The sequence below is a fragment of the Spirillospora sp. CA-108201 genome, from assembly GCF_050936235.1.
Classification (GTDB): domain Bacteria; phylum Actinomycetota; class Actinomycetes; order Streptosporangiales; family Streptosporangiaceae; genus Spirillospora.
In genome coordinates this window covers 5,556,877-5,582,366 of sequence record NZ_JBNJNE010000001.1, presented here as the reverse complement: position 1 = coordinate 5,582,366, position 25,490 = coordinate 5,556,877, and the positions used below count along the sequence as shown (strand labels likewise).

Annotated in this window: 22 protein-coding genes; 10 read left to right on the top strand and 12 right to left on the bottom strand. The window is 73.8% G+C overall.

Features of this window, described 5'->3' with window-relative positions:
• Positions 1-98: 98 nt before the first annotated feature.
• The gene (locus tag ACQEU6_RS26830) at positions 99-1,064 is read left to right on the top strand and encodes an alpha/beta fold hydrolase (RefSeq protein ID WP_499335800.1); all 966 of its coding nucleotides are present in this window, start codon (positions 99-101) and stop codon (positions 1,062-1,064) included.
• Between the two features lie 42 nt (positions 1,065-1,106).
• Here the strand turns inward: ACQEU6_RS26830 and fahA are convergent, their stop codons facing one another.
• The 4 genes from fahA to ACQEU6_RS26810 form a co-directional block, all read right to left on the bottom strand.
• Positions 1,107-2,273, bottom strand: a complete 1,167-nt coding sequence (fahA, locus tag ACQEU6_RS26825) for a fumarylacetoacetase (protein ID WP_499335799.1) — start codon at positions 2,271-2,273, stop codon at positions 1,107-1,109.
• Positions 2,270-3,136 carry a hypothetical protein gene (locus ACQEU6_RS26820; protein ID WP_499335798.1) on the bottom strand — a complete coding sequence of 289 codons (867 nt, stop codon included), beginning with the start codon at positions 3,134-3,136 and terminating at the stop codon, positions 2,270-2,272. The genes fahA and ACQEU6_RS26820 overlap by 4 nt, the downstream gene beginning before the upstream one ends.
• Positions 3,133-4,341, bottom strand: coding sequence for a homogentisate 1,2-dioxygenase (locus ACQEU6_RS26815; protein ID WP_499335797.1), 1,209 nt, complete (start codon positions 4,339-4,341; stop codon positions 3,133-3,135). Before ACQEU6_RS26815 ends, ACQEU6_RS26820 begins: the two co-directional genes overlap by 4 nt.
• Positions 4,342-4,467: 126 nt before the next feature.
• Positions 4,468-5,001, bottom strand: a complete 534-nt coding sequence (locus ACQEU6_RS26810; RefSeq protein WP_499335796.1) for a MarR family winged helix-turn-helix transcriptional regulator — start codon at positions 4,999-5,001, stop codon at positions 4,468-4,470.
• A 171-nt stretch (positions 5,002-5,172) separates the two neighbouring features.
• Between ACQEU6_RS26810 and ACQEU6_RS26805 the strand changes: the two genes are divergently transcribed.
• A complete protein-coding gene (locus ACQEU6_RS26805) occupies positions 5,173-6,906 on the top strand; it encodes a pyruvate dehydrogenase (RefSeq protein WP_499335795.1) in 1,734 nt (577 codons plus the stop codon).
• Between the two features lie 18 nt (positions 6,907-6,924).
• Here ACQEU6_RS26805 and ACQEU6_RS26800 read toward each other — a convergent pair whose 3' ends face one another.
• Complete coding sequence (locus ACQEU6_RS26800; protein WP_499335794.1) at positions 6,925-7,509, bottom strand: TetR/AcrR family transcriptional regulator; 585 nt, start codon at positions 7,507-7,509, stop codon at positions 6,925-6,927.
• A gap of 151 nt (positions 7,510-7,660) precedes the next feature.
• On the opposite strand from ACQEU6_RS26800, the gene ACQEU6_RS26795 reads away from it, so the two are divergent.
• Together ACQEU6_RS26795 and ACQEU6_RS26790 are read left to right on the top strand one after the other, a co-directional pair.
• On the top strand, positions 7,661-9,259 hold the full coding sequence (locus ACQEU6_RS26795; RefSeq protein ID WP_499335793.1) for an MDR family MFS transporter: 1,599 nt from the start codon (positions 7,661-7,663) through the stop codon (positions 9,257-9,259).
• Between the two features lie 96 nt (positions 9,260-9,355).
• Positions 9,356-10,966: an AMP-binding protein gene (locus tag ACQEU6_RS26790; protein ID WP_499335792.1), complete on the top strand. Its 1,611-nt coding sequence runs from the start codon at positions 9,356-9,358 to the stop codon at positions 10,964-10,966.
• 40 nt (positions 10,967-11,006) lie between these two features.
• Here ACQEU6_RS26790 and ACQEU6_RS26785 read toward each other — a convergent pair whose 3' ends face one another.
• A complete protein-coding gene (locus ACQEU6_RS26785) occupies positions 11,007-11,414 on the bottom strand; it encodes an ATP-binding protein (protein WP_499335791.1) in 408 nt (135 codons plus the stop codon).
• Between the two features lie 290 nt (positions 11,415-11,704).
• Here ACQEU6_RS26785 and ACQEU6_RS26780 point away from each other — a divergent pair, with 290 nt between their 5' ends.
• Complete coding sequence (locus ACQEU6_RS26780) at positions 11,705-12,832, top strand: hypothetical protein (protein ID WP_499335790.1); 1,128 nt, start codon at positions 11,705-11,707, stop codon at positions 12,830-12,832.
• A gap of 22 nt (positions 12,833-12,854) precedes the next feature.
• A complete protein-coding gene (locus tag ACQEU6_RS26775) occupies positions 12,855-13,736 on the top strand; it encodes an SCO6745 family protein (RefSeq protein ID WP_499335789.1) in 882 nt (293 codons plus the stop codon).
• A 1-nt stretch (position 13,737) separates the two neighbouring features.
• Here the strand turns inward: ACQEU6_RS26775 and ACQEU6_RS26770 are convergent, their stop codons facing one another.
• Positions 13,738-14,928, bottom strand: coding sequence for a DUF4232 domain-containing protein (locus ACQEU6_RS26770; protein ID WP_499335788.1), 1,191 nt, complete (start codon positions 14,926-14,928; stop codon positions 13,738-13,740).
• A 115-nt stretch (positions 14,929-15,043) separates the two neighbouring features.
• Positions 15,044-16,174 (bottom strand): serine hydrolase domain-containing protein, encoded by a 1,131-nt coding sequence (locus tag ACQEU6_RS26765; RefSeq protein WP_499335787.1) that lies wholly within the window; start codon positions 16,172-16,174, stop codon positions 15,044-15,046.
• 165 nt (positions 16,175-16,339) lie between these two features.
• On the opposite strand from ACQEU6_RS26765, the gene ACQEU6_RS26760 reads away from it, so the two are divergent.
• Positions 16,340-17,923, top strand: coding sequence for a flavin-containing monooxygenase (locus tag ACQEU6_RS26760; RefSeq protein WP_499335786.1), 1,584 nt, complete (start codon positions 16,340-16,342; stop codon positions 17,921-17,923).
• Positions 17,920-18,759, top strand: coding sequence for a metal-dependent hydrolase (locus tag ACQEU6_RS26755; RefSeq protein WP_499335785.1), 840 nt, complete (start codon positions 17,920-17,922; stop codon positions 18,757-18,759). Before ACQEU6_RS26760 ends, ACQEU6_RS26755 begins: the two co-directional genes overlap by 4 nt.
• A gap of 21 nt (positions 18,760-18,780) precedes the next feature.
• On the opposite strand, the gene ACQEU6_RS26750 is transcribed toward ACQEU6_RS26755, so the two are convergent.
• Entirely contained in the window at positions 18,781-20,475 is a 1,695-nt protein-coding gene (locus ACQEU6_RS26750) for a hypothetical protein (protein WP_499335784.1), read from the bottom strand.
• 221 nt (positions 20,476-20,696) lie between these two features.
• Positions 20,697-21,344: a hypothetical protein gene (locus tag ACQEU6_RS26745; RefSeq protein WP_499335783.1), complete on the bottom strand. Its 648-nt coding sequence runs from the start codon at positions 21,342-21,344 to the stop codon at positions 20,697-20,699.
• Between the two features lie 159 nt (positions 21,345-21,503).
• On the opposite strand from ACQEU6_RS26745, the gene ACQEU6_RS26740 reads away from it, so the two are divergent.
• On the top strand, positions 21,504-22,277 hold the full coding sequence (locus ACQEU6_RS26740) for a CAP domain-containing protein (RefSeq protein ID WP_499335782.1): 774 nt from the start codon (positions 21,504-21,506) through the stop codon (positions 22,275-22,277).
• Positions 22,278-22,331: 54 nt separating this feature from the next.
• Here ACQEU6_RS26740 and ACQEU6_RS26735 read toward each other — a convergent pair whose 3' ends face one another.
• Positions 22,332-23,759 carry a sigma-70 family RNA polymerase sigma factor gene (locus ACQEU6_RS26735; RefSeq protein ID WP_499335781.1) on the bottom strand — a complete coding sequence of 476 codons (1,428 nt, stop codon included), beginning with the start codon at positions 23,757-23,759 and terminating at the stop codon, positions 22,332-22,334.
• Positions 23,760-23,869: 110 nt separating this feature from the next.
• Positions 23,870-24,496: a TetR/AcrR family transcriptional regulator gene (locus ACQEU6_RS26730; protein WP_499335780.1), complete on the bottom strand. Its 627-nt coding sequence runs from the start codon at positions 24,494-24,496 to the stop codon at positions 23,870-23,872.
• Positions 24,497-24,654: 158 nt separating this feature from the next.
• Between ACQEU6_RS26730 and ACQEU6_RS26725 the strand changes: the two genes are divergently transcribed.
• The gene (locus ACQEU6_RS26725) at positions 24,655-25,437 is read left to right on the top strand and encodes an alpha/beta fold hydrolase (protein ID WP_499335779.1); all 783 of its coding nucleotides are present in this window, start codon (positions 24,655-24,657) and stop codon (positions 25,435-25,437) included.
• Positions 25,438-25,490 lie beyond the last annotated feature (53 nt).

Sequence of the window (25,490 nt, the reverse complement as noted above, 5' to 3'; positions counted from 1 at the left end):
GCGGCCGCCCGTCCAACCGCTGTCCCGGTGAACGGGAGACAGGCACGCCGTGCCGCGCGGGAGGCTTCAGGATCGTCCTACCGGAGGGAGGGCCCGGCATGAGCTTCCCCGAGCGCCACCACATGCTGGACACGGGTGACGTCACCCTTCACGCGGTCGAACAGGGCGAGGGCGTCCCGGTGGTGATGTGCCACGGCTTCCCGGGCCTCTGGTACAGCTGGCGGCGGCAGCTCCCGGCCCTGGCCGCGGCGGGCTACCGCGCCATCGCCCTCGACATGCGCGGATACGGGCGCAGCAGCCGACCGCCCTCCCCGCGGGACTACGACCGGCGGCACACCGTCGCCGACCTCGTCGGCGTCCTGGACGGTCTGGGCATCGACGAGGCGGTCTTCGCGGGCCACGACTTCGGGGCCGCCCTCGTCTGGGACGTGCCCCAATGGGCCCCTGGACGGGTCAAGGCGCTGATGCAGTTGAGCGTGCCGCGCATGCCCGTCTCGAAGCGTCCGCCCACCGAGATCTACGCGCGGATGGCCGAGCAGCACTTCGTCCATGTGCACTACTTCCAGGAGGAGGGGCCCGCGGACGAGGAGTTGAGGGCCGCACCAGAGCGCTTCCTGGCGAATCTCTTCTGGGCGCTCAGCGGCGGTTACCGGTACCTCGACATCTGGCGGCACCCGAGCGAAGGCAACGGATATCTCGATGTGCTCCCCGAAGCTCCGCCCCTGCCATGGTCGTGGTTGTCGCAGGACGAGTTCGCTTACTACGCCGACGAGTTCCGCCGGACGGGGTTCACCGGCGGCCTCAACTGGTATCGGGCCTACGACCACGTCTGGAACGAGAAGCAGAACCGTCCGGACGAGCCCGTCACCGTTCCCGCGCTGTTCCTCGTGGGGGACCGCGACCCCGTCCTCCAGATGATGGGGTCCGACGCCCTGAAGCGGATGGAGGCCCAGGTGCCGGGCCTGCGGAACGTCCACATCATCGAGGGCGCCGGTCACTTCGTCCAGATGGAGGCGGCCTGCCAGGTCAACGCCGCCATGCTCGCGTTCCTCGCCGACCTGTGAACCGGCGGGCGCCGCCCCCCGAGGGCGGCGCCCGCCGGAGACTCAGCGGGCGGGCAGGATCCGTCCGGTCACCTCTCCGAAGCCGACGCGGGCGCCGGAGGGGCCGGGCGCCGAGGCGGTGATCGAGACCTCGTCTCCGTCCTCCAGGAAGGTGCGCGGCTCGCCGTTGACCGTGACCGGTTCCCTGCCGCCCCACGTGAGCTCGATGAAGGCGCCGCGCTGGTCCCTGGCCGGGCCCGAGACCGTCCCGGAGGCGAACAGGTCGCCGGTGCGGGACGAGGCGCCGTTCACCGTCATGTGCGCGAGCATCTGGGCGGGCGACCAGTACATCTCCCGGTAGGGAGGGCGGGAGACGACCTGCCCGTTCCAGGAGACGGCGAGGTCGAGGTCCAGGCCCCACGGGTTCTTCTCGCGCAGGTAGGGCAGCGGCTCGGGGTCCTGCGGCGGCGTGGCGACGCGGGCGGCCTCCAGGGCGAGGAGCGGGACGACCCAGTGCGACACCGACGTCGCGAAGCTCTTGCCCAGGAACGGGCCGAGCGGGACGTACTCCCACGCCTGGATGTCGCGGGCCGACCAGTCGTTGACCAGGACGGCGCCGAACACGCGCTCGCCGAAGTCGTCCGCGCCCACCGGGTCGCCCAGCGCCGAGCCGGTGCCGACGACGAAGCCGACCTCGGCCTCGATGTCCAGGCGGCGGCTCTCCCCGAAGGCGGGGGCCGTCTCGCCCTTGCGCTGCCCGCTCGGGCGCACGATCGGCGTCCCGGACGGGACGACCGTCCCGGCGCGGCCGTGGTACCCGACCGGCAGGTGCTTCCAGTTCGGCATGAGCGGCTCGGAGTCCGGGCGGAACAGCCGGCCGAGGTTGGACGCGTGGTGCTCGGAGGCGTAGAAGTCGACGTAGTCGGCGACCTCGAACGGCATGTGCAGGGTCACCGCGCCGAGCGGGTGGACGGCCTCGTCCGGGACGTCCTCGGAGACCAGGTCGAGGACCCGCTCGCGGACCTCGACCCACCGCGCGTGGCCCTGGGCCATGAACGGGTTCAGCGACGGCGCGGCGAAGACGGCGTCGCCGAGGCCGGCGGCGAGGTCCACGACGGAGCCGGCCACGCGGACGCCCACGCGGGGAGCCGTGCCCGGCGTCGAGAACACGCCGTACGGGAGGTTGGCGAGCCCGAAGGGGGAGTCTCCGGGGATCGCGATGCGGGTCATCGGGAGGTCTCCAGGAGTGCGGACCCGAGCAGCCCGAGGTCCGCGAGTTCGGTCAGGGGGTCGGTGATGCTGCACGTCCCGAACGACAGGAACCGGGCGCGGGCCGCGGCCGTGCGCCTCTCGCCGAGCCCCGCCACGCGGGCGGCGACCGACGGCGCGTCGCGCTCGGCGAGGACGGCGGCGAGCTCGGCGTCCGGGCGGCCGTCCAGGGCGGCGTCGGTCGCGAGCAGCAGGTTCAGGAAGCCGTGCTGGTGGAACCCGGTCTCCGGGTCGGTGTTGCGGACGGGGTGGTGCAGCCCGGCCGTCGCCTTGAACGGCACGCCCGCGTCCACGGCCGCCGTCACGGCGGCGGCCAGCTCGTCCGGGCCCGGGTACAGGTGGGCCTTCACCCCGCCGGTGCGGAACTTCGCGCGGTCGCCGCGCGCGGCGACCGCCTCGATGAACGCGGGGCGCCGCTCGTCGCGGGGGATCTCGACGTACACGGGCGCGCCGGGGCGGCCGAGCACGCGGAAGAACTCCTCCGGGCCCATGCCGGACGGGACGGCGACCTCCAGCCCGTGCACCCGCACGGGCAGGTCGGCGGCGACGCCCACCGCCTTCGCGGCCTCGCACGGGCCGCTCGGCGCGGTGATCGACACGTCGAGCGGCTCGCCGCCGCCGAGCAGCGGGTAGAGCGCGTCGAGCGCGGTGGCGGGCAGCACCAGCGGGCCGACGAGGGCGGCGTAGGGGGCGGCGCGGTGGTCGCGGTGCGCCGGGACGGCGTCGGCCAGCGGCGCGAGCCCCGGCGGGAAGACGGCGGCGTCGTCGCACAGGCCCAGCGCGAACGGGGGGATCTCGAACGGAGCGGTCGCGACCGGGGTCATCGCCGCCGCCCCGCCCACGTCCAGGCGTACGCCTCGTCCTCGCACGCGGCGCCGCCCTCGCCCAGTTCGAGCGGGCGGAAGGTGTCGACCATGACCGCCAGCTCGTCGAAGAACTCGACGCCGATGCTGCGCTCGTACGCGCCGGGCTGCGGGCCGTGGGCGAGGCCGCCCGGGTGCACCGAGACCGAGCCCTGCCCGATGCCGGAGCCCTTGCGCGCCTCGTAGTCGCCGCCGCAGTAGAACATGATCTCGTCGGAGTCCACGTTCGAGTGGTAGTAGGGCACCGGGATGGACAGCGGGTGGTAGTCCACCTTGCGCGGCACGAAGTTGCACACGACGAAGCCCGGGCCCTCGAACACCTGGTGGACGGGCGGCGGCTGGTGGACGCGGCCGGTGATCGGCTCGAAGTCGTGGACGCTGAACGTGAACGGGTACAGGCAGCCGTCCCAGCCGACGACGTCGAACGGGTGGCGCGCGTAGGTCAGGCGGGTGCCGGTGATGCCGCGCGACGTGCGGTGCTTGACGAGGACGTCGACGTCGGTGCCCTCCGCCTGGAGGGGGTCGCCGGGGCCGTGCAGGTCGCGCTCGCAGTACGGGGCGTTCTCCAGGAACTGGCCGTAGCGCGACAGATAGCGCTTCGGCGGCGCGACGTGGCCGCCGGCCTCGATCGCGTACGCGCGCAGCGGCTGGTCGCCGGTCGGCAGCCACCGGTGGGTGGTCGAGGTCGGGATGACGACGTAGTCGCCCTGCTTCGCCTCGATCGTCCCGAAGACGGTCTCGACCGCCGCGGTGCCGGACTCGATGTAGACGATCTCGTCGCCGGTCGCGTTGCGGTAGAGCGGCGAGTCCGCGGCGGCCACGACGTAGGAGAGCCGGACGTCGCCGTTGCCGAGGACGACGCGGCGGCCGGTGACGACGTCGGTCCCGGACCACGTCTCCTTGGGGAACAGCTCGTGCAGCTTCAGGTGGCGCGGGCGCAGCGGATGGTTCGGCGTCGTGGTCTGGTCGGGGACGTCCCAGACCCGCGAGTCGACGATCGCGGACGGGATCTCCCGGTGGTACAGCAGCGACGAGTCGGAGGAGAAGCCCTCCTCGCCCATCAGTTCCTCGAAGTAGAGCCGCTCCTCGCCGTCCCCGTGGCCGCTGTGGCGGTGCTGGGTGTGGCGTTTCGGCGGCACGTGGCCGACCCGGCGGTAGTGGGCCATGCTCCCTCGCCTCCGATGGTTAACGCGTTTACTACTTTCTGCCGACCCTACGGCTGTTCTCCCTCCGAGGGGAAGGCCCCAATCGGCCGAGCCCCGATCAGTCGGGCCCCGATCAGTCGGCCCCGATCAGCTCCGCTCGCGGACGTCGAACGACCCGCGTCCCGCGATGAGCTTGTCCAGCAGCAGGACGAGCATCCGCTGCTCGGTCTCGGTGAGCACGTCCGCCCACTGCCGCTCGCGCTCGTTCTGCTCGGCGAAGATCTCCAGCATGGCCTCCCGGCCCCGCTCGGTCAGCGCGAGGATCACCGACCGGCCGTCCCGCTCGCCCGGGGTGCGCGCGAGCATGCCGTCCGCGACGAGCGTCTTGCTCAGGTTGGAGACGGCGGCCCTGCTCATCCCGGCCAGCGTGGCGGCCCGGCCGGGCTCCAGCGGCCCGGCGAGCCAGGTCACGAACAGCAGCCGGAACGCCGACCAGGAGTGGCCGCGCGGCCGGTGCACCGTGGACTCCAGGTCGTAGGTGACGATCGCCGACGCCCGGTTCAGGGTCAGCAGCAGCCGCGTCGCCAGCCGGTGCCGGAACCCGTACTCCTCCGAGAGCCGCCGCCCCGCGAGATCGACGAAGGACCAGAAGTCCAGTTCCTCCCCGCCGCCGGTGCTCATGTTCCCGCGCTCGCGCTCATCCGCTCGCCGTCCCGCCCGATCTAGTTCATGGATTGACCATTTAACCCTCGTGGGGCGCGGGTGTCAGCCGATGTCCGGTGTCAGCCGTAAGCCATCGGGCATTGCGGGAGCGGAGGCTAGTGCCGGGGGGACTCAGCGGGGGAGAGGCGAATGGCGACCGTCGCCGACCAGTTCATCGAGGTGCTGCGGCAGGCCGGCGTCCGGCGGATCTACGGCGTGGTGGGCGACAGCCTGAACCCCGTCGTGGACGCCGTGCGGCGGACGCGCGGAATCGACTGGGTGCACGTCCGCAACGAGGAGGCGGGCGCGTTCGCGGCGGCGGCCGAGGCGCAGACCACCGGACGGCTCGCCGTGTGCGCGGGCAGCTGCGGCCCCGGCAACACCCACCTCGTCCAGGGCCTGTACGACGCGCACCGGTCGGGTGCGCCGGTGCTGGCGCTGGCGTCGCAGATCCCGAGCGTGCAGATCGGCAGCGGCTACTTCCAGGAGACCCGCCCCGAGCGGCTGTTCGTCGACTGCAGCCACTTCTGCGAGCCGATCGTCACCCCCGAGCAGATGCCGCGCCTCCTGCGGACCGCGATCCAGCACGCGATCGGGCTCGGCGGCGTCTCCGTGCTGACGCTTCCGGGCGACGTCGCGGGCCGCGACACGGCGGAGCCCACCGGCGAGCACGACTTCCTCGTCCGCAGGGGGATCGTCCGGCCGCCGGCCGACCAGGTCGAGCGGCTCGCGGGCGCGCTGAACCGGGCGCGGAAGGTGATGCTGTTCTGCGGCTCCGGCGTCCGGGACGCCCACGGCGAGGTGATCGAGCTGGCGCACCGGCTGCTCTCGCCGGTCGGCCACGCGCTGCGCGGCAAGGAGTGGATCCAGTACGACAACCCGTTCGACGTGGGCATGAGCGGCCTGCTCGGCTACGGCGCCTGCCACGAGGCGATGCAGGACGCCGATCTCGTGCTCCTGCTCGGCACCGACTTCCCCTACGACCCGTTCCTGCCGGGCAGGAACACCGTCCAGGTGGACGACGACCCGTCGAAGCCGGGCCGGCGCACCCCGCTGGATCTCGCGGTCCACGGCGACATCGGGGAGACGATCCGGCTCGTCCTGGAGAAGGTCGAGCAGAAGCACGACCGCTCCTACCTCGACGAGATGCTGCACCGGCACGCGCGGGCGCTGGAGACCGTCGTCTCCGCCTACACCCGCGACATCGACCGGCACGTCCCGATCCACCCCGAGTACGTCGCGGGCGTCCTGGACGACCTCGCCGACGACGACGCGATCTTCACCGTGGACACGGGGATGTGCAACGTCTGGGCGGCCCGCTACATCACCCCGAACGGGCGCCGCCGCGTGATGGGCTCGTTCGTCCACGGCTCCATGGCCAACGCGCTCCCGCACGCCGTCGGCGCGCAGTTCGGCGCGCCCGGACGCCAGGTCGTCTCCATGTCCGGCGACGGCGGTCTCGGGATGCTGCTCGGCGAGCTGCTCACGGTGAGGCTGCACCGCGTCCCCGTGAAGATCATCCTGTTCGACAACGCGTCGCTCGGCATGGTGAAGCTGGAGATGATGGTGGACGGCCTGCCGTCCTACGAGACCGACCACGAGCCCGTCGACTACGCCGCGATCGCCGAGGCGGCCGGCATCGCGTCGGCGCGGGTGGAGCGCCCGTCCGACGTGCGCACCGTGATGGAGCGCGCGCTCGCCTCGCCCGGCCCCTACCTGGTGGACGTGGTCACCGACCCTAACGCCCTGTCCATCCCGCCGCGCATCACGCCGCAGCAGGTGAAGGGCTTCGCGCTGTCGGCCGGGAAGACCGTCCTGTCCGGCGGCGTCGGCAAGATGCTCGACCTGGCCCGCAGCAACCTGCGCAACATCCCCCGCCCGTGAGCGGCCGGGCCCCGCCGGTCAGCGGAACTCGCGGGCCATCTCGGTGAGGGTCTCGGCCGCGACCTCGGCGAGGGGGCGGACGGGCTGCTCCTCGATCCAGGTCAGGGACGCGACGCGCAGCGCGGTCATGAAGGCGCCGGCCATGACGCGGGCGCGCAGGCGCGGGAGGCCGTCGCGCGAGGCGATCAGGTCGGCGAGGGACCGCTCGAACTCGGCGTAGGTGGCGAGCTGCCGGCCGAGGACGGACGGGTGCTTGCGGGCGAGGCGCGTCTGCGCGGCCCACTGGGGGTCCAGCTCGCCGGCCTCCGCGTGCAGGGAGTCCAGCGAGGCGCGCAGCGCCGTCCAGGACGACTCGCCGGACGGGCGGGACGCGAAGGTCTCCAGCACGGCGTTCATCCGCTGCTCGTCGCCGTAGAGAAGGGCGTCCTCCTTGCCCGCGAAGTAGTTGGAGAAGGTGCGGCGGGACACGCCCGCCGCGTCGGCGATGGCCTCGACGGTGACCGCGTCCAGGCCGTGCTCGACGGCGAGGCGCATCGCGGCCTCGTGCAGGGCGCGTCGCGTCGCCTCCTTCTTGCGCTCGCGCAGCCCGCCGGTGCTCTCCATGGTCGCCCCAGCCTAGCGGGCCAGAACCTGCCCAGCGTGAAATTTTGCGCAGTGGGAATAAAGTATCCGGGACGGGAGTTGATCCCCTCGTTCCCACTTCACCCGGAGAGGCCCGCTTCCACCGGCGGCCCACTTCACCCGGAGGCGTTCCTTGACCGAGCAGGTCCCCGCGAGATCGGCCCCGATGTCGCACCGCCAGATCCTCGAAGCGCTCAGCGGCCTGCTGCTGGTGCTGTTCGTGGCGATGCTGAGCAGCACCGTCGTGTCCACCGCCCTGCCGCAGATCATCGGCGCGCTCAAGGGCAGCCAGTCGCAGTACACCTGGGTCGTCACGGCCACGCTGCTGGTGTCGACCGCCAGCACCCCGATCTGGGGCAAGCTGGCCGACCTCTACGACAAGAAGGTGCTGCTCCAGGCGGGCGTCGGCATCTTCGTCCTGGCGTCGGTGGCGTCCGGGTTCGCGCAGAGCACCGCGCAGCTCATCGCGTTCCGCGCGGTGCAGGGCCTCGGCGTCGGCGCGCTGCAGATCCTCGTCCAGATCATCATGGCGGCGATGATCAGCCCGCGGGACCGGGGCCGCTACTACGGCTACCTCGGCGGCGTGATGGCCGTCGCCACGGTCGGCGGGCCGCTGCTCGGCGGGCTCATCGTCGACTCCTCGCTCGGCTGGCGCTGGTGCTTCTTCATCGGCGTGCCGTTCGCGGTCGTGGCCTTCGGGCTGCTGCAGAAGACCCTGCGCCTCCCGCACGTCCGGCGGCCCAACGTCAAGATCGACTACCTGGGCGCGACGCTCATCGCCGCCGGGGTCAGCGTGCTGCTGATCTGGGTCACCTTCGTCGGCGAGAACTTCGCCTGGCTGTCCTGGCAGACGGCCGCGATGGCCGGCGCCGGCGTGGTGCTGCTCGCCGCGGCCGTGTGGGTCGAGTCCCGCGCGGCGGAGCCGATCGTCCCGCTGGACATCGTGGCGCGCCGCAACACCGCGCTCGCGATCACGGCCAGCCTCGCGGTCGGCATGGCGATGTTCGGCGGCGCCGTCTTCCTCGGCCAGTACTTCCAGATCGGGCGCGGCTACAGCCCGACCAAGGCGGGCCTGCTCACGTTCCCGATGATGCTCGGCGTGTTCGGCGCGTCCACCGTGGCCGGGCGCCTGGCCAGCAAGACCGGCAAGGTCAAGCCCTACATCCTCGCCGGGACGGTCGTGCTGACCGCCGGATTCGGCCTGCTGGCCACCATCGACCACCAGACCTCGCTCGTCTTCATCGGCGCCGCGATGTTCCTGGTCGGCGCCGGGGTCGGCATGACGATGCAGAACCTCGTCCTCGTCGTGCAGAACTCGGTGCACCTGAACGAGATCGGCGCCGCGAGCGGGACGGTCACGTTCTTCCGCTCCCTCGGCGGGACGGTCGGCGTCTCGGTGCTCGGCGCCGTCCTGGCGAACCAGGTCGCGAGCCGGATCGCCGACGGGCTGCGCGAGCTCGGAGTGAACGCGGGCTCGGGCGGCGGCGCGGGCACCCTCGACATCGGCGCGCTTCCCGCGCCCGTCCAGGAGGTCGTGCGGGCCGCCTACGGCGACGCGACCGGCCACATCTTCCTGATCTCCGCGGCGATCGCGGTCGTCGGCATCGTCGCGGCGGCGTGCCTCAGGCCGGTGACGCTGCGCGACAGCCTCGACCTCGGGGCGCCGGCGGATCCCGCGGAGCGGGACGTCCCGGTGCCCGCCGCGGAGGGCCGCGCGTTGTCAGGCTCCTGACAAAAGCCCGGCCGAAGAGCTGGGCCGAGTCAGAAGAGGACGGACGCCTCCGTCCGTACGGTCGGTAACCCCAACCCCGTACCCCGGAGGCGGCAGATGAGCGGACGAGCGGAGTTCGGGCGCCTCACGGTGTCGGCCGCGCGGGCGGGCGGGATGTTCGCCCGCAGCGGCCTGTGGCGCCCCGGCCCGCCGCTGCGGGTCGCCCGCCAGCTCGGCGCCCTGCGCCGCTGGGGCACCCTGCTCGGCGGGACGCTCGCCTCCGCGGCCGCCCGCGACCCCGGCGCCGTCGCGATCGTCGACGACGACGGGGAGCTGACCTACGGCGAGGTCGACGCCCGCACCGACCGGCTCGCCGCCGCCCTCGGCGGCTCCGGCTCCCGCCCCGGGGCCGCGCCGCGCGTCGCCGTCCTGTGCCGCAACCACCGCGGCATGGTCGAGGCGCTCGTCGCGTGCAGCAAGCGCGGCTGCGACCTCGTCCTGCTGAACACCGGGATGAGCACCGAGCAGCTCGTGACGGTCCTGCGGCAGCAGGAGGCCGAGGTGGTGATCGCCGACGCGGAGTTCGCCGGCTTCGCCGCGGCCGTGCCGGGGACCGTGCGGGTCGTCACCGCCGGCGGGACGGCCTCGGAGCTGGAGAACCTCATCGTCACGGCGCCCGCCGCGCCGATCGGCCCCCCGCAGAGAGCGGGCCGGACGATCGTGCTGAGCTCCGGCACGACCGGCCGCCCCAAGGGCGCCGACCGGCACTCGCGCCCCGGGCTGTCGCCGCTGGCCTCGATCCTGTCCCGCATCCCCTACCGGGTGCACGAGCGGATGCTCATCGAGGCGCCGCTGTTCCACACCTGGGGCTACGCGATGCTCCAGATCGCGGTCTCGCTGCGCGCCACGATCGTCCTGCGGGCCCGGTTCGACCCCGAGCAGACCCTCCGCGCGATCGACCGGACCCGCGCGACCGCCCTGGTCGCCGTCCCGGTCATGCTGCAACGCGTCCTGGACGTGCCGGAGGCCGCGCGCCGCGAGCACGACACGTCCTCGCTGCGGATCGCGGCCGTCAGCGGCTCGGCGCTGCCCGTGACGCTCGCCGGCGCCTTCATGGACGAGTTCGGCGACGTCCTCTACAACCTCTACGGGTCGACGGAGGCGTCCTGGGTGACCATCGCGACGCCCGCCGACCTGCGCGCCCGTCCGGGCACGGCGGGCACGCCGCCGCCGGGGACGCGGGTCGCGGTCCTGGACGACGGGGGCGACCCCGTCCCGCCCGGCGTCACGGGCCGGATCTTCGCCGCGAACGAGCTGCCGTTCGCCGGGTACACCGGCGGCGACGCCAAGGAGATGCGCGACGGCCTGATGAGCCTCGGCGACGTGGGCCACCTCGACGACGACGGCCGGCTGTTCGTGCACGGCCGCGACGACGACATGATCGTCTCGGGCGGGGAGAACGTCTTCCCCAGTGCGATCGAGGAGGTGCTGGAGAAGCTGCCGCAGGTGCGGGAGGTCGCGGTGATCGGCGTTCCGGACGCGGAGTTCGGCCAGCGCGCCGCCGCGTTCGTCGTCCTGCGCGAGGGGGAGGCCCTCGGCGCCGACGCCGTCCGCGCCCACGTCCGCGACCGTCTGGCCCGCTACGCGGTACCGCGCGACGTCCACTTCCTGGACGCCCTGCCCCGCAACCCCACCGGCAAGGTGCTCCGCCGCGCCCTGCCCGCCTGACGGGTCGCACCGGTCACACGGGTCGCAAGAGTCACACGGGTCACACGGGAGCGGGCGGGGTGCGGCCGTCGACGAGGAACCAGAGGCGGGTGCGGTGCGGGGTCTGGTCGAGGCCCCACTCGTCGGCGAGGGCGTCGATGACGGTGAGGCCGCGGCCGTGGTCGAGGCGGGGCGGGCCGGCCGGGTCGGGCCGGCCGGGGCCGTCGTCGGACACCTCGACGCGCAGCCGCCCGCCGTCGGTGGCGATGGTGACGCTGATCAGGCCGGAGCCGTGCAGGACGGCGTTGGCGACGCCCTCGGCGGTCATCAGCTCGACATCGTCGAGGAGCGTCTCGTCCGCGAAGACCTTCGCGGCGCGCTCGCGGACGGCGCGGCGGGCGCGGCGGCCGCCGTCGCCCTCCCCGGCGAAACCGATCGGTTCGCCGAGCCGTTCCATCCTCTCGGTCACTGCATCACCACACTCGGTTCGGAAAGCGTTCCGCGATCATTCATCTGCGCTGAGCGACCAGGCGGCGCGACGGGCGCCTTGATCATGGCCTTTTCCGTGCCAGGTCGGCCTCAGGTGGCGGAGCTTACGGCAGGACTCGCCGCTCCAACCGCACATCATGAAAAACATCTCCATCGCGTGGGGCACTACTCACCCGGGCGCACAGAACCGGGAACTTCTCCGTCTTCCGGCGAGAATCACCGCACACCTTCCTCATGTCACGCTGGGGCCCCACCCCTGGGAGGTGCGCCATGCACGCGGTCGTCCTGGCCTGCGCAGCGCAGGCCGTCTACATCGTCGCGTACGTCCTGTTCAAGACGGCCACGGGGCGCATGAGCCCGCTCTCGGGCCGCCATCCACTGCACGCCGCCGGACTGCTCGTGCGGAGCCCGCGCTGGCTCGCCGGGCTCGCGGTGCTGATGGCGGGATTCGGGCTCTGCGCCACCGCGCTGGTCTCCCTGCCCGTCGCGGCGACGCTGCCCGCCTACGGGCTCGGCCTCGTCCCGCTGCTGGCCGTCGGGATGAGCGGCTTCGGCGAGCGGCCCACCTCGCGCGAGTGGCTCGCCGTCCTCATCACGGTCGCCGCGATGGTCACCGCGGCGCTGTCGGTGCTGCCGGTGTGGCCCGGCCACGGCGGGGCGGCCTCGCACCGCGTCGGGGCGGCCGCCGCCGCGCTGCCGCTGTGGAAGGCCGCGCTGGTGTGCGTGCCCTCGCTGGCCGTCCCGCTGTGGATGTTCTGCGTGCGCGACCGCCCGGTCGGCGGCCGGCACGCGCGCCCGCTGACGGGCATCGCCTACGGGATCGGCGCGGGCGTCCTGCTCGGCGCGACCGAGGTCTTCGGGCAGGGCATGGCGATGATGTTCGCCGCGGGCCGGGCGGCGGACGTGCCGTCCACGCCGCACCCGTACCTGTTCCTGCTCGCGGGCGTGCTCGGCGTCGGGCTGCTGTCGATCGGGCTCCAGCGCTGCCGCCTCACCGTCATCGTCACCGTCGTCACGGTCACCGCGAAGACGCACCTGCTGCTGTCGGCCACGCTGCTGTACGCGGAGCCGTGGCCGCGCGAGCCCGGTCCGTTCGGGCTCCGGGCCGCGGGCGTCGGGCTGGCCGTGCTGGCGCTGCTCGCGTTCCCCCGCCACGAGCGCCGGGCCCCGCTCGCTTCCCGCGCCCGGACGCCGCGCGGATCGGGCGAGCCCCGCGAGCTGCCGCCCGTCCTGCCGTCCCGGCCGCGCACGCTGCCCGCGGTGCCGCATCCCCGTCCGGGCGGGGCGCCGCCCGTCCCGCCGTCCCAGATCAGCGCGCCGCCCGGCGGATGGCCGGTCGGGAGGAACCGGGGGAGCGATCCGCGCAATCTAGGCAATGTCAAGATAGAGTGGCGGTGATCCCGAGAGAGAGGACCGCGTGATGGCGGAGGACCCCGGCCTCGCACGGCAGATGTGGCACCAGCTCGAACCCCTCCACGCCCTGTTCTGGTACGCCCCGGAGGTCTTCGCCGAGGCGCGGGAACTCGGCTACGACGTGGAGACGCGCTGGCCGAGCTACTTCGCCTGGCGCGCCGCGCCGCTCGGCGCCGCGGGCGCCCGGACCGTGTCGGCCGCCTTCTACAGCTTCAGCCCGCGCATGGTGGCCGAGCACGTCCCCGCAGCCTGGGCGGTCGCGCCGCCCGGCCGCGTCCTGGAGGCCCGCTTGCGCGCCGTCGACCGCGCGTACCGGTCGCTCCTCGGCGACGGAGCCGGCGACGCGGACCTGGCCGAGGCCGCCGAACTGGCCCGCGCCGCCGCCGAGGCCGCGAGCACCGCCGGGCGCCCGATCGCCGCCGCCAACGCCGACCTGCCCTGGCCGGACGAGCCGCACCTCGCCCTGTGGCACGCCATCGGCATCCTGCGCGAGCAGCGCGGGGACGGGCACGTGGCCGCCCTGCTCACCCGCGGGCTCGACCCGGTCGAGGCGCTGGTGTCGTTCGCCGCCGTCGGGGCCGCCTCCGAGGAGACGTTCGCGAGCCGCGGCTGGACCGGCGAGGAGTGGGCCGCCGCCCGCGAACGCCTCGCCTCCCGCGGCCTCGTCGACGCGGACGGCGCCGCGACCGACCGGGGCCGCGAGCTGCGCGACGACGTGGAGCGGACGACCGACGACCTCGCCTACGAGCCGTGGCGGACGCTCGGCGCCGCCAAGGCCGACCGGCTGGCGCAGCTCACGATGCCGATCCTGGTGAAGGTGCTGGAGACGGGCCTGATGCCCGCGCAGAACACGCTCGGCATCGGCAGGGTCCAGGCGCCGGCCCGCTGAGTCAGGAGGCCGGGAGCCGCCAGGCGGTCCCCTCCAGGCGGCCCGTGTTGCCGAGGTCGATCGGCCCGTCGGCCGGGACGATCACGACGGGCCGCCCGGGCGCGGGGCGGACTTCGAGGTAGGTCCCGGCCACCGCCACCGTGTCGGCCTCGGTGACCGTGTTGCGCCAGACGATCACGAACTCGGCCGTGCGGCCCGGCCGGATCGTCAGCGGCTTCGGCCCGGCGTCCTTCACCTGCCGCGTGCCGCGCACGGTCGTCACGTTGAACGGCTGCCGCTTCTCGTCGAGGACGCGCAGCGCCGGGTAGCCGTTCAGCCGGTACGGGAGGCGCCCGCAGTTGCGCAGCTCGATCCGCGCGGCCCGCAGGCCCATCGCGGCGTCCGGCTCGTTCATCGAGACGGCGATGCCCTCCGGCGTGCAGGGAGGCGGGGGCGGCGACGAGGGCAGGCCCCGCACCGAGGGCACGCCGGGACGCGCCGGTGCCGCGGTGCCGGGCCCCTCGGCGGACTTCGCGGCGGATCCCGCGCCGGAGGAGTCGCACGCACCGAGGCCGAGCGTGCCGAGGGCGGCGCCCGCGACGCAGATCAGGCGGGTCCGTTTCGTGACGGTCACCCGTAAATCATCCCAAATGTCGATGGTGGCGCGGACGGGCGGGCGCGCGGTGGGCCGCCGCCGGGCGGAGCGGGGCGGGGGCGGGGCGGCGGTGCCGCGGGTGACGAGCCAGGTCCGCAGGGTCTCGGTCAGGCGGTCCCGCCGGCCCGGGGTCATGCCGTCCAGGATGCCGAGCCGCCGCCGGGTCAGCTGCTCGGCGGGCGCGGGGTCCGACAGCAGCCACAGCGTCATGAGGTTCTCCTCGCACAGCGTCACCGGCCCCGCGAGGACGCCGTCGAGCGCGAGGCCGAGCGCCTGCCGCGCCCAGCGCAGCGCGTCGGCGGCCTGGCCGACCGGCATCGCGGGGCCGACCGCGATCCGGCGGCCGGGGAGCGCCTCGTCCAGCATCGCGCGGCGCCCGGCCGTGAACGGGCCGGGCAGGAGCAGGTGCGGCTCCGGGCACTCCAGTTCGGCGAGGACGTCCTCGTCCAGCGCCGTCCAGACGCAGGGGGCGTCCGGCTCGACGGCGACCAGCGTGACCTCGTCCGGCAGCGGCCACCCGGCCCCGTCGGCCGCGGCCCGCAGATCGCCGGGCCCCATCTTCTGTAGTGCGCAGGAACAAAAGCCTGCGTCCGCTGCTCATCTGCTTATAACCGAGCACCACGCCGGGACGGTTCCTCGGGCGGCTGCCGTGGCACCCGCCCAAGGAACCGGGTCAGGCGCAGAAAGCGGTGTCGGCCGCCTTGGCGAGGTCGGCCCGGAAGGCCTTGTCGTACTCCAGCTTGGACTCGTTGTAGGTGATGACTGCCTGGCTGCGCCCGTCGGCGCTGGTGTAGGTCCAGGTCCGGTAGCCGGGGAAGCCGCCGTCGTGGCCCCACGCGTACCCGCAGGAGAACTTGATGCGGGCGACGCCGAGGCCGTAGTCCTCCACGATCCCGTCGTCGTTGACGGGCCGGACGTTCCGCAGCTCGCGCATCTGCTTCGCCGGCAGCAGCCGGCCGGTGAACAGCGCGCGGTGGAACCGGGCCACGTCGTCGACCGTGCTGACGATGCCGCCGGACGTCCGCGCGCTGGACGGGCTGATCTGCGTGCTCACGTCCCCGTAGTCGCCGTAGTACCCGTGCACGTACGGGCCGGGGAACGAGGGATCGGTCGTCGGGTAGGACGTGTGGCGCAGCCGCAGCGGCGTGAAGACGCGCCGCTGGAACTCGGCGCCCACCGAGCGCCCGGTCGCCTTCTCGATGACCATCCCGGCCAATATGTAGTTGGTGTTGGAGTAGTTCCAGCCCGTCCCTGGTGCGTACTGCGGCGGCTTCTCCATCGCGATCGCGACGAGCTCCTCCGGCGTCCAGGCCCGCGCGGGGTCGGACATCACTCGCGGGTCGGGCGTGTAGTCGTTCAGCCCGCTGGTCTGCGCGAGCAGCTGCCGGATGGTGATCTTCGAGCCGTCGTTGCCGTTGCCCGCGACGGTCCCCGGCAGCCACCGGCCGACGGTGTCGTCCAGCGACAGCCGGCGCTCGGCGGCGAGCTGGAGCACGACCGTCGAGGTGAACGACTTGGTCACGCTCGCGATCCGCAGCTGCAGCCGGTGGTCCATCGGGGCGCCCGTGGCCTTGTCGGACACGCCCGCGGTCACGTGCGAGACGCGTCCGCCGCGGCGGGTCATCACGATCACGCCGGGCGCGCCGTCGGCGACCAGCCGGTCCGCTGCCGTCCGCACCTTCCGGTCGAGCCCGTGGGCCCCCCGGGACGGGGCGGCGCTCGCGGCCGGGGCGGCGGCGAGGGCCGCCCCGGCGACCAGGGCGGTGGCCGAGGCGAGTGAGGCGGTGAGGGACATCCGCGACATGGGTTCCTCCTGGAAGCTCGTCCGCTGAACGTGATCAAGCCTCCCGCCGGGCGCCCCCGGCGGCACTGGGCCCAGAACCCGAGCGAGAGGTGTACCTGACGACACCTGGCGGGGTGGACCTCCGGCGGTATATTCGACAAGTGCTCCAATAACAGGAGGTGCGCCATGCCCGACGCCATGCCGGACGCCGTGCCGGACGCCGTGCCGGACGCCGTGCCGGACGCCGTGCCGGACGCCGAGGTCGCGATCATCGGGGCCGGGCTGAGCGGGATCGGGATGGGGATCGCGCTCCGGCGCTCCGGCATCGACGACTTCGTCATCCTGGAGCGCGCCGGAGACATCGGCGGGACGTGGCGCGACAACGTCTACCCCGGCATCGGCGTGGACGTGCCCGCACAGGCCTACCAGTTCAGCTACGCCCTCAACCCGCGCTGGAGCCGGGTGTTCGCCCCGGGCTCCGAGGTCAAGGAGTACCTCGACCGGCTCGCCGACCGGTACGGCATGCGCCGCCACGTCCGCCTGCGCACCGAGGTCACCGAGCGGATCTGGGACGAGGCCGCCGGACTCTGGCGCCTGCGGACGCCCGCCGGGGAGGTGACGGCCCGCTTCGTCGTCAGCGCCATCGGCGCGTTCGTCGACCCCAGACCCGCCGGCATCGCCGGCCTCGACGACTTCGCGGGCAGGGTGCTGCGCTCGTCCGGCTGGGACCACCGCTACGACCTGACCGGCAAGCGCGTCGCCGTCATCGGGACGGGCGCCAGCGCCGTCCAGATCATCCCGGAGATCGCGCCCCGGACCGCCCGCCTCGACGTCTACCAGCGCACCCCGATCTGGGTGGGCCCCAAGCTGGACGCGCCCGTCCCGCGCCCGGTGCGGTGGCTGTTCCGGCGCGCGCCGCGCGTCCAGGACGCCGTGCGCCGCACGGCCACGCGCGGCGTCGAGAAGATCCTGGTCGACCTGGTCGTCGGGCACGGCAGGGCGCCGTACCTCGCGCAGGGCGGCGCGCGGCTGGCCAGATCCCTCTGGTACCGGACGCAGGTCCGGGACCCCGGCACGCGCCGAAGGCTGACGCCCGGCTACGGCCTCGGCTGCAAGCGCCCGTCCGTCTCCAACACCTACCTCAGGACCTTCAACCGGCCGGACGTCGCGCTGGTCACCGACGCCATCGACCGGGTCACCCCCACGGGCGTCCGCACCGAGGACGGCCGCGAACGCGACGTGGACGCCATCGTCCTCGCGACGGGGTTCCGCCTGGCCAGCGACCCGGAGGTCTACCGCCGCACCCCGGTGCGGGGCCGCGACGGCTTCGACCTCGCGACGTTCTACACCGAGAACCGGCTCGCGTCCTACGAGGGCATCAGCATCCCCGGGCTGCCCAACCACTTCATGATGTTCGGCCCGTACGGCTGGGTCGGCGGCACCTGGCACCAGCTCGTCGAGACGACGTCGGCCCACGTCGTCCGCGTGATCCAGGAGGCCCGCCGCCGGGGCGCGACATCGGTGGAGGTGCGTCCCGAGCCGACCGAGCGCTGGACGAACCGCATGCGCGAGCGGCTCGCCGGCTCGCTGTGGGCGACCAACGGCTGCGCGACCGCGAACTCCTATTACTTCGACCACCACGGCGACACGCCCTATCTGCGACCGACGAGTGCGGCGCAGGCCGCGCAGGCCGCTCGCACGTTTCCGCTGGACGACTACGTCTACGCGGCCCCCGACACGTCCCCCGCGCCCGAGGAGAGGTCCGCATGACCCCGCCCGCCATCCAGACCCGCCGGGTCGCCTTCGAGCACCCGAAGGGATCCCTGCGCCGCCACTACGTGGACGGCGACCTGGTCATGAGCCACCTCGTGGCCCTGCTGTCGGCGACGTTCCCGCCCGGCGAGGACTTCTTCGTCCGGTCGGTGCGGCACTACCGCGACCGGATCACCGACCCGGACCTCGCCGCCCAGGTGCGCGGGTTCATCGGGCAGGAGGTCGTCCACGGCCGCGAGCACGACCGGCTCAACAAGACCCTGCGCGCGATGGGCTACCCGACCCACAGGATCTCCGCCGTCGTCAGGCGCGACCTCGGCCTCGCGGAACGCTTCCTGCCGCCGATCGTCCGCCTCGGCTTCACCGCCGGGCTGGAGCACTACACCGCGACCGCCGCCGAGTGCCTGCTCACCGACCCCCGCGCGCGGGAGCTGCTCGGCGACACCGGCGTCCGGTCGATCCTGCTGTGGCACGCGCTGGAGGAGTCCGAGCACAAGGCCGTCGCGTTCGACGTCTTCCGGCAGGTCGGCGGCACCGAGCGCACCCGCGTCCGGACCATGCGGGTCATCAGCGCCGGGTTCCTGTTCCTCATGGTCACCGGCACGTTCGTCTCGCTGCTGGGAGACCCCGCCACCTACCGTCCGGGACGGCTGCGCCGCAGCCTCGCCGCGCTGCGGCACTCGCCGTTCCTCAAGCGCGAGGTGATCCGGCGCCTGCGCGCCTACAACAGGCCCGGCTTCCACCCGGACGACTTCGACAGCACCGAGCTGCTGGAACGCTGGCGCGAGGAGCTGTTCGGCCCCGACGGAACGCTCGCCGCGAACCTCAAGTGACCGGCCCCGGCCGGGCCCCGGTCACCGGGGGATGACCGCGGTGCGGTCTCCGTCCGGCTCGTACGCCACGACCTGGACGCCCGGCAGGCGGGCCTCGGCGCCGTCGCGCGGGCCCGGCACCATGAGCAGGGGAGTCCCGCTCCTCCGTTCCGCCGCGCCCTCGTGGGGGCCCAGCTCGCCGACCGACCTCAGCCGCGCGACGCCCGGTCCCGCCGCGGCCACCAGATGCCAGCGGCGGGGCGACCGCCACCACACCGCGGCGGCCGCCGTGCCGCTGGACGAGGCGTAGTCGCTGTTCGTCCCGCCCCGCCCGGACAGCGCCCGCCCGTCCTCGGAGATCAGGACCGAGCGGCCGGGGGCGGCCCACGGAGAGGACACGTCCACCGTCAGCAGGGTCGCGCGGCCGCCGCCGTCGGGCAGCTCGCCGCTCCAGAGCCGCCCGAGCCGCAGGTCGCCCGACTCGCTCAGCGTCGCCGCCCCCGCGCAGGCGACCGCGTTCAGCGCCGCCCACCCCGACCGCCTCCCCTGCTCGGCGGGGTCCCGGAACCACACGCGCGGCGCCGCCGACCGCGGATCGTTCGAGGCGAACTGGGTGACCGTCCGCGACCCCGACGTCATCTGGAACACCAGGGAGTTCTGGCAGCTCGGCATGAACCATCGCCAGGGCAGCGGTGCGCTCAGCCCGTCCCGGACGGCCACCGGCCGCCAGTACGGGGACCGCCCGGACGGCACCGCCACCCGCACGTCGCGCAGCCATGGCGGAACGAGGTAGCGCCACGTCATGCCCACCATGACCAGCTGCCCCTCGTCCGTCCCGAGCTTGCGGACCGACTCCACGCCCCGCGACAGCCGCCGCTCGAAGTACTGCGCCACGCTGGGCGTGTCCCGCGGGCCGGGGGAGTCGCGCAGGACGACGAGGGAGGCCCCGTCCACCGTCCCGGCGTACAGGACGGCGACGCGGCCGGCCGGCGGTTCGCGGCGGTCGTCCCGCCAGGCGTCCGCCGCCCGCCGCAGCAACTTCGCGTCGTCGAGCAGCCCGCCCTGGGAGGGCCAGTCGCGGACGGTGGGCGAGCCGCTCGCCCGCCACGCGCCCGGACCGATCACGGCGGGTGCGCCGTGGCCCTCGCCCGCCCGGGTGAGGACGGCCCCGGCGACCGCCGGCAGCGCCGCCGCGACCAGGCCCACCGCGACCAGGCCCGCCGCGATCGGCCCCACCCCGGGGACACGTCCCGCGCGCGGGACGGCGAGCGGCGGACGCAGCCGGACGAGGTCGGGCTCGAACGCCTCGATCTCGGCTCGCTGCGCGGCCTCGTCCATCTCCGTCCGGGCGCCCACGGCGCCGATGATCCGGTCCACGTCCCCGAAACCGACCGGGACGTGGACGTTCAGCTCCGCGACGACCTCGGGAGCGGTGAGTCCGTCGCGGCACAGCAGGTAGGCGAGCCGCTCGTGCGGTGGGAATTCCGGCAGCGCCGCCCGGACGGGCCCCGGCGCGATCCGTGCCGGCTCGAAGAGGAGACCGTGCAGCCGATGCCGCCCGGCCGGCGGGTCCGTGAGGAGGATCGCGGCGAGCCGCGCCCGCATGGCCGGGTAACCGCCGCGCCGCACCCGCATGGCTTCGGCGGCGGCCCGGCGAGCGCGCGGGAGCGGGTGGTCGCCGTCGTCCAATGTCAGATAGGCGAGCCGCAGAAGGGGGCCGTAATGCTCGCGTTCCACCTTCGTACCGCCTTTCTCTCACACGCGGTGCAGCGGGCGCCGGTCGAGATCGGGGGGACGCACTGCGATGAGAGCACGCGAAATGGCACGGTCCCAGTAGCGGAGCGGTCATGATCGCGTGAGGTGCGGGATCGAACGCCGATGGCGTTGCCCGCGCCGGTTCAGCGCAGGAGCGCGCCGCGCAGCGTGATGCCGTGCCGGGTGCGCAGCCGCCGCAACTCCTACATCGCGACGACGGTGACGGACAGCGGGGCCCCCAGGACGAAGCCCAGCCTCACCGCGAACGGGACGCTGCCGTAGGCGCCCTGGAAGATGTCGAAGACGGCGACCTCACAGACGAGCAGCGTCGCGAGCAGCGGGGGAACCATGTCGTGGAGGTCCGCGGTCCGGAAGACGTGCACCAGCGACTGCGCGATGCCGTAGAGCCCGAACGGGGCGAGCCACAGCAGGAAGGCGCCGATCGCGAACAGCAGCACCACCCGCCGGGGTGACGCCGTCCAGTCCGTGTCCTCGGTCACCCAGCCCATCCCCGTGATCAGTCTCGGCGCGCCCAGTGTGACGAACAGCGCGAGCAGCGCCCCGGCGGGCTTGACCGCGCGGCGCAGGAACAGCCGCCGGTTGGGCGGGCGGGCCGCCGCGACGAAGACGATGACGGCGATCGGGAACGTCACCGCCAGCGTGATGAGGGTGGTCCGGATCTGGGCGAAGCGGTCGTCCATCACGTCGTTGGGATCCGACGCCAGCCCGTAGGACGCCAGCATCCACGTGACGGCGACCAGCCCGACGACCGTTCGCCAGACCTGCACCCTCTTCACCGCCGGGTCGTGGACGCGGTCCGGCCTGGACGGCGTGAACACCGCGCGCCCCACGGCGAACGGGTTGAAGAGGCTCCCGAAGGTGAGCCGGCGGGCGTTTCCGCAGGTGAGTCATGATTTTCCGATTTCGGGTTTGGTTTCTGTTATCCGTGCGCGGCGGCCGGGTCTCCCAGGTGTCCGACAAATCCCTGGAAATCTGGAAGGCAGGCCGACGTGAGCGAGAGGAACAACGCGGGGTCGAGGCGGGGCCCCCGGACGCGTCGCGGAAGCTACGGGCGGGCGACGCGTCCGAGCGGGCGCCGGTGGGCCGCCGTCGGCGCGAGCGCGAGCGTGCTCGCCCTCACGGCCGGGGTCGCCTACGGCGTCTCCGGCTCCTCCGACGCCCCGGCCGATTCCCAGCCGGTCGCCGACCGCGCGGCGCCCGCGCCCGCCCCGCCGTCCTCCGCCGGGCCGAAGGCGACGGCCGGCAAGCCCAAGGCCTCCAGGACCGCCGAGCGCTCGACCGTCGCGAGGAAGCCCGCGAAGCACGTCACGAAGCGTCCGGTGAAGAAGCGGCCGACCACACCGGCGGCGCCCCGTTCCACGGCTCCCGGCGGCAGCGGCGGCGGCACGCTCGCCCAGCAGGTCGTCTCCCTCACCAACGCCGAGCGCGCCAAGAACGGCTGCGGGGCCCTGACGGTCGACTCCCGGCTCCAGGCCGCCGCGCAGGGCCACTCCGAGGACATGGTCGCCCGGAACTTCTTCGACCACACCGATCCCAGCGGCGGGAACCCCGGCGACCGGATCACCGCCGCCGGCTACCGCTGGTCCACCTACGGCGAGAACATCGCCTACGGCCAGCGGACGCCCGCCGCCGTCATGTCCGCGTGGATGAACAGCTCCGGGCACCGGGCCAACATCCTGAACTGCCGGTTCAGGAACATCGGCGTGGGCGTGGCGCTCAAGTCCGGGACGCCGTACTGGACGCAGAACTTCGGTACCCGCTGACGTGCGCAGACGTGCGCGCCGCGGGCCCTCGCGGATCCGTCCGGCGCGCACGTCTCACCGCGGCGAGGCGAAGTCCTGCGTCCACCACGGGCCGCCGGAGCCGGAGACGACGCCCACGCCGATCTCGGTGTAACCGCAGTTCAGGATGTTGGCGCGGTGGTAGGAGCTGGTCATCCAGCTCGACACCGCCGAGGACGGCGTGGCGGCGCCCCGCTGGATGTTCTCCGCCCAGGCCCGCCACCGGTATCCGGCGGCGGTGATGCGGGCCCCCGGGTCCTGCCCGCCCCCGCCGTCGTGGGAGAGCACGCGGCGGGCGGCCATGTCGGCGGTGTGCTTCTGCGCCGCCCTCGTCAGCATCGGATTCTCGCGCAGGGGGCGGCAGCCGTGCCGGGCCCGCTGGACGTTGGCGAGCCGGATGACCTGGCGCCCCGGGCTGAGGGGCGCCTTGGCCGTCTTGCGCGGCCTGGGCGAGCGGCGGGTCTTGGACGGGGCGGGCGACGGCCGTTCAGGGGAGGCCGCCGTCGGGCTCGGGGTGGCGGCGGGCGTGCTCGGGGGCGCGGCGGACGGACGCCGCTCGTCGCCGGGCATGGCGAGGAACCAGACGGCCGCGGCGCCCGCCACGACAGCGGCCGTCCCGGCGATCACCGCGGTCCGGGCGCCGCGCGACGCGTGCAGGGCGGCGTCCGCGCCCGACGGCTTGAACCTCGCCATCTCGGCCGCGGAGAGGTGGGCCGGGGGCGGGACGAGGACCATGCCCGCGAGGAGCGCCTCGGCCGGGGCGAGTCTCTGCCCGTGCGCTCGGCAGGCGTCGCATCCGCGCGCGTGACGCGCGATCCGCTTGCGCCACACCGGCGTCGGCCGCCCGTTCCACGCGGCGGTCAGCTCGGCGAGGCCCGGGCACGGCGGCGTCGCCGCGAGCGCGCGGACCACCAGGCGTCCCGTCTCCAGCTGCTCCTTCATCCGGTTCACGCGCACCGCCGCGTGCCGCCGCTTCACGTCCAGGGCCGCGGCGAGCTCGGTGCGGGTCAGCCGGCCGGAGACCTCTGACCACCAGAGCGAGAGCACGTCGCGATCGGCCTGGTCCAGCCACCGGGTGGCCTCGGCGATCTCCCTGCGCTGCCCGGACAGCCCGAGCCGGACGATGGTGGTCTCGACGAAGTCGCCGCCCGGATCGGGGATCTCGTGCGCCGCGTCCAGGCCGACGGCGGGACGCCTCCGGTTCGCCGACCAGCGCCGCCGCACCTGGTTCATCGCGATCGCCACGAGCCAGGACCGGAACCGCGACGGGTCGCGCAGGCCGCCGAGGCCGTTCAGCATCCGCAGCATGGTGTCCTGGACGACGTCGTCCACGTCGGCGTGGCCGTCCAGCGCCCGGCCGACGACGTTGTACACCAGGGGCAGGCAGGCCGACACCAGCCGTTCCCTCGCCGCCGCGTCCCCCGCCTGCGCCGCCGCGACCAGCCGCTCCTCGCCGCCGTCCATCCCCGTCCCTCCGCGACACCGGACCGAACCGCTCGGCCACGTGAGAGGAGACCCCGCGGCCCTCCCGCCGATTACAGAAAAACGCAATTACAGGAAAAAGTAGGACATGCTCAAGCGGGCGAGCGGTCGCCACGGCTCGGCGGCGTGCCGGTCGCCTGGAGGCGGACGAGCTGGCGCCGGACGATCGCGTCGGCCTCCCCGGCGCCGATGTGGCCCAGCAGGAGTTGGGTCGCGAGCCCCTGGACGAGCGCGACGAGGAGCCGGGCTTCCCGCTCGACATCGTCGCCGGACGGCGGCGTCCCCATGCGCCGGAGCCGGTCCGCCACGGCGGACACGATCAGCTCGTGCCCTTGGCGGTGGCGGGCGGACGACTCCGGATGGCGCAGGGTGTGGTGGAAGAAGGCGGCGCCGACCAGTGCGGTCGCGCGGCGCTCCTCGTCCACCGGAAGGAGGGCCATGAGCAGTGCGTGGAGCGTGGCCGTCGCGTCCGCGGGATCGGGAACGCGCCCGACCGCGTCCCGGACGCGCCGGTCGATCCGATCACGAAGAGCCGCGGAGGCCGCGGCGAGGAGATCGTCCTTGCCCGGGAAGTAGTGCTGGATCCGGCCGACGGACGTCCCGGCCTCGGCGGCGACCGCGCTCATCGTGACGGCGGCCGGCCCTGCTTCCGCCGCGACCCGCCACACGGCCTCGGCGAACTCCGCCCTCCGCCGGTCGTGGTCAACCCGCCTCGGCATGCGCGCCTCCCTTTTGCAATAAGATCATATTGCTGACGAGGGGGTGCGCCATGCCCGACCGGATCGGCCGGTTCAGGTCTCCGGCCGCGGAGCGACGCTTTCGAGCCGCCTACACGGAGGGCATGCGGCTCCTGCCGTCCCCGGTCGGGACCCACGACGTGCGCACGGCGTTCGGTGAGGTCCGCGCGTACCGATTCGGTTCCGCCCCCGGCCTGCCGCTCGTGCTCCTGCACGGCGCCAACGGGACGACGGTCTCCTGGGAGCCCAACATCGCGCCGCTCGCGCAGCGGCGCACCGTCTTCTCCGTCGATCTGCTGGGCGAACCAGGCGCCGGCACCCAGACGGCCCCCATCCGCGACGCGGACGACCAGGCCGCATGGCTGGACCAGACCTTGGAGGGCCTCGGCCTGGCCCGCGCTCACCTGGCCGGTGTCTCGATGGGCGGTTGGACGGCTTGCAACCTGGCCGTCCGCCGTCCTCGGAGGGTGGCATCGGCGACCCTGCTCGACCCCGTCAACACGCTGGCCCGCATGCCGCTCGCCCTGATCCTGCGCACGATCCCCACACTGATCCCGGGCTTGTCACGGCGGGCGACTCCCCACTTCCTGCGCTACATCGACGGCCAGGGCGCAGACCCGCTCGCGGACCCCGTCGGCCGCGTCATCGACGCCGCGATGCGCGGATACCGCAAGGCGACACCGCAACCAGCCCTGTTCAAGGACGCTCAGCTTCGCTCACTGCGCATGCCGATCCTCGCCATCGTCGCCGGCCGCAGTGTCATCCACGACCCCACCAGCGCCCACGAGCGAGCGCGGCAACTGATTCCTCACGTCCGGGCAGAGTTGTGGCCCGAGGCCACGCACGCCGTCTCGGGCCAATGCGCCGACCGGGTGAACGAGCGCGTCCTGCAATTCACCGAAGAGGCCGACTCACACCAGTGAGGCGTCGCGTGACGTGGGGTCCGCCGCGATGAGCGCGACGGATTCCCTGACCG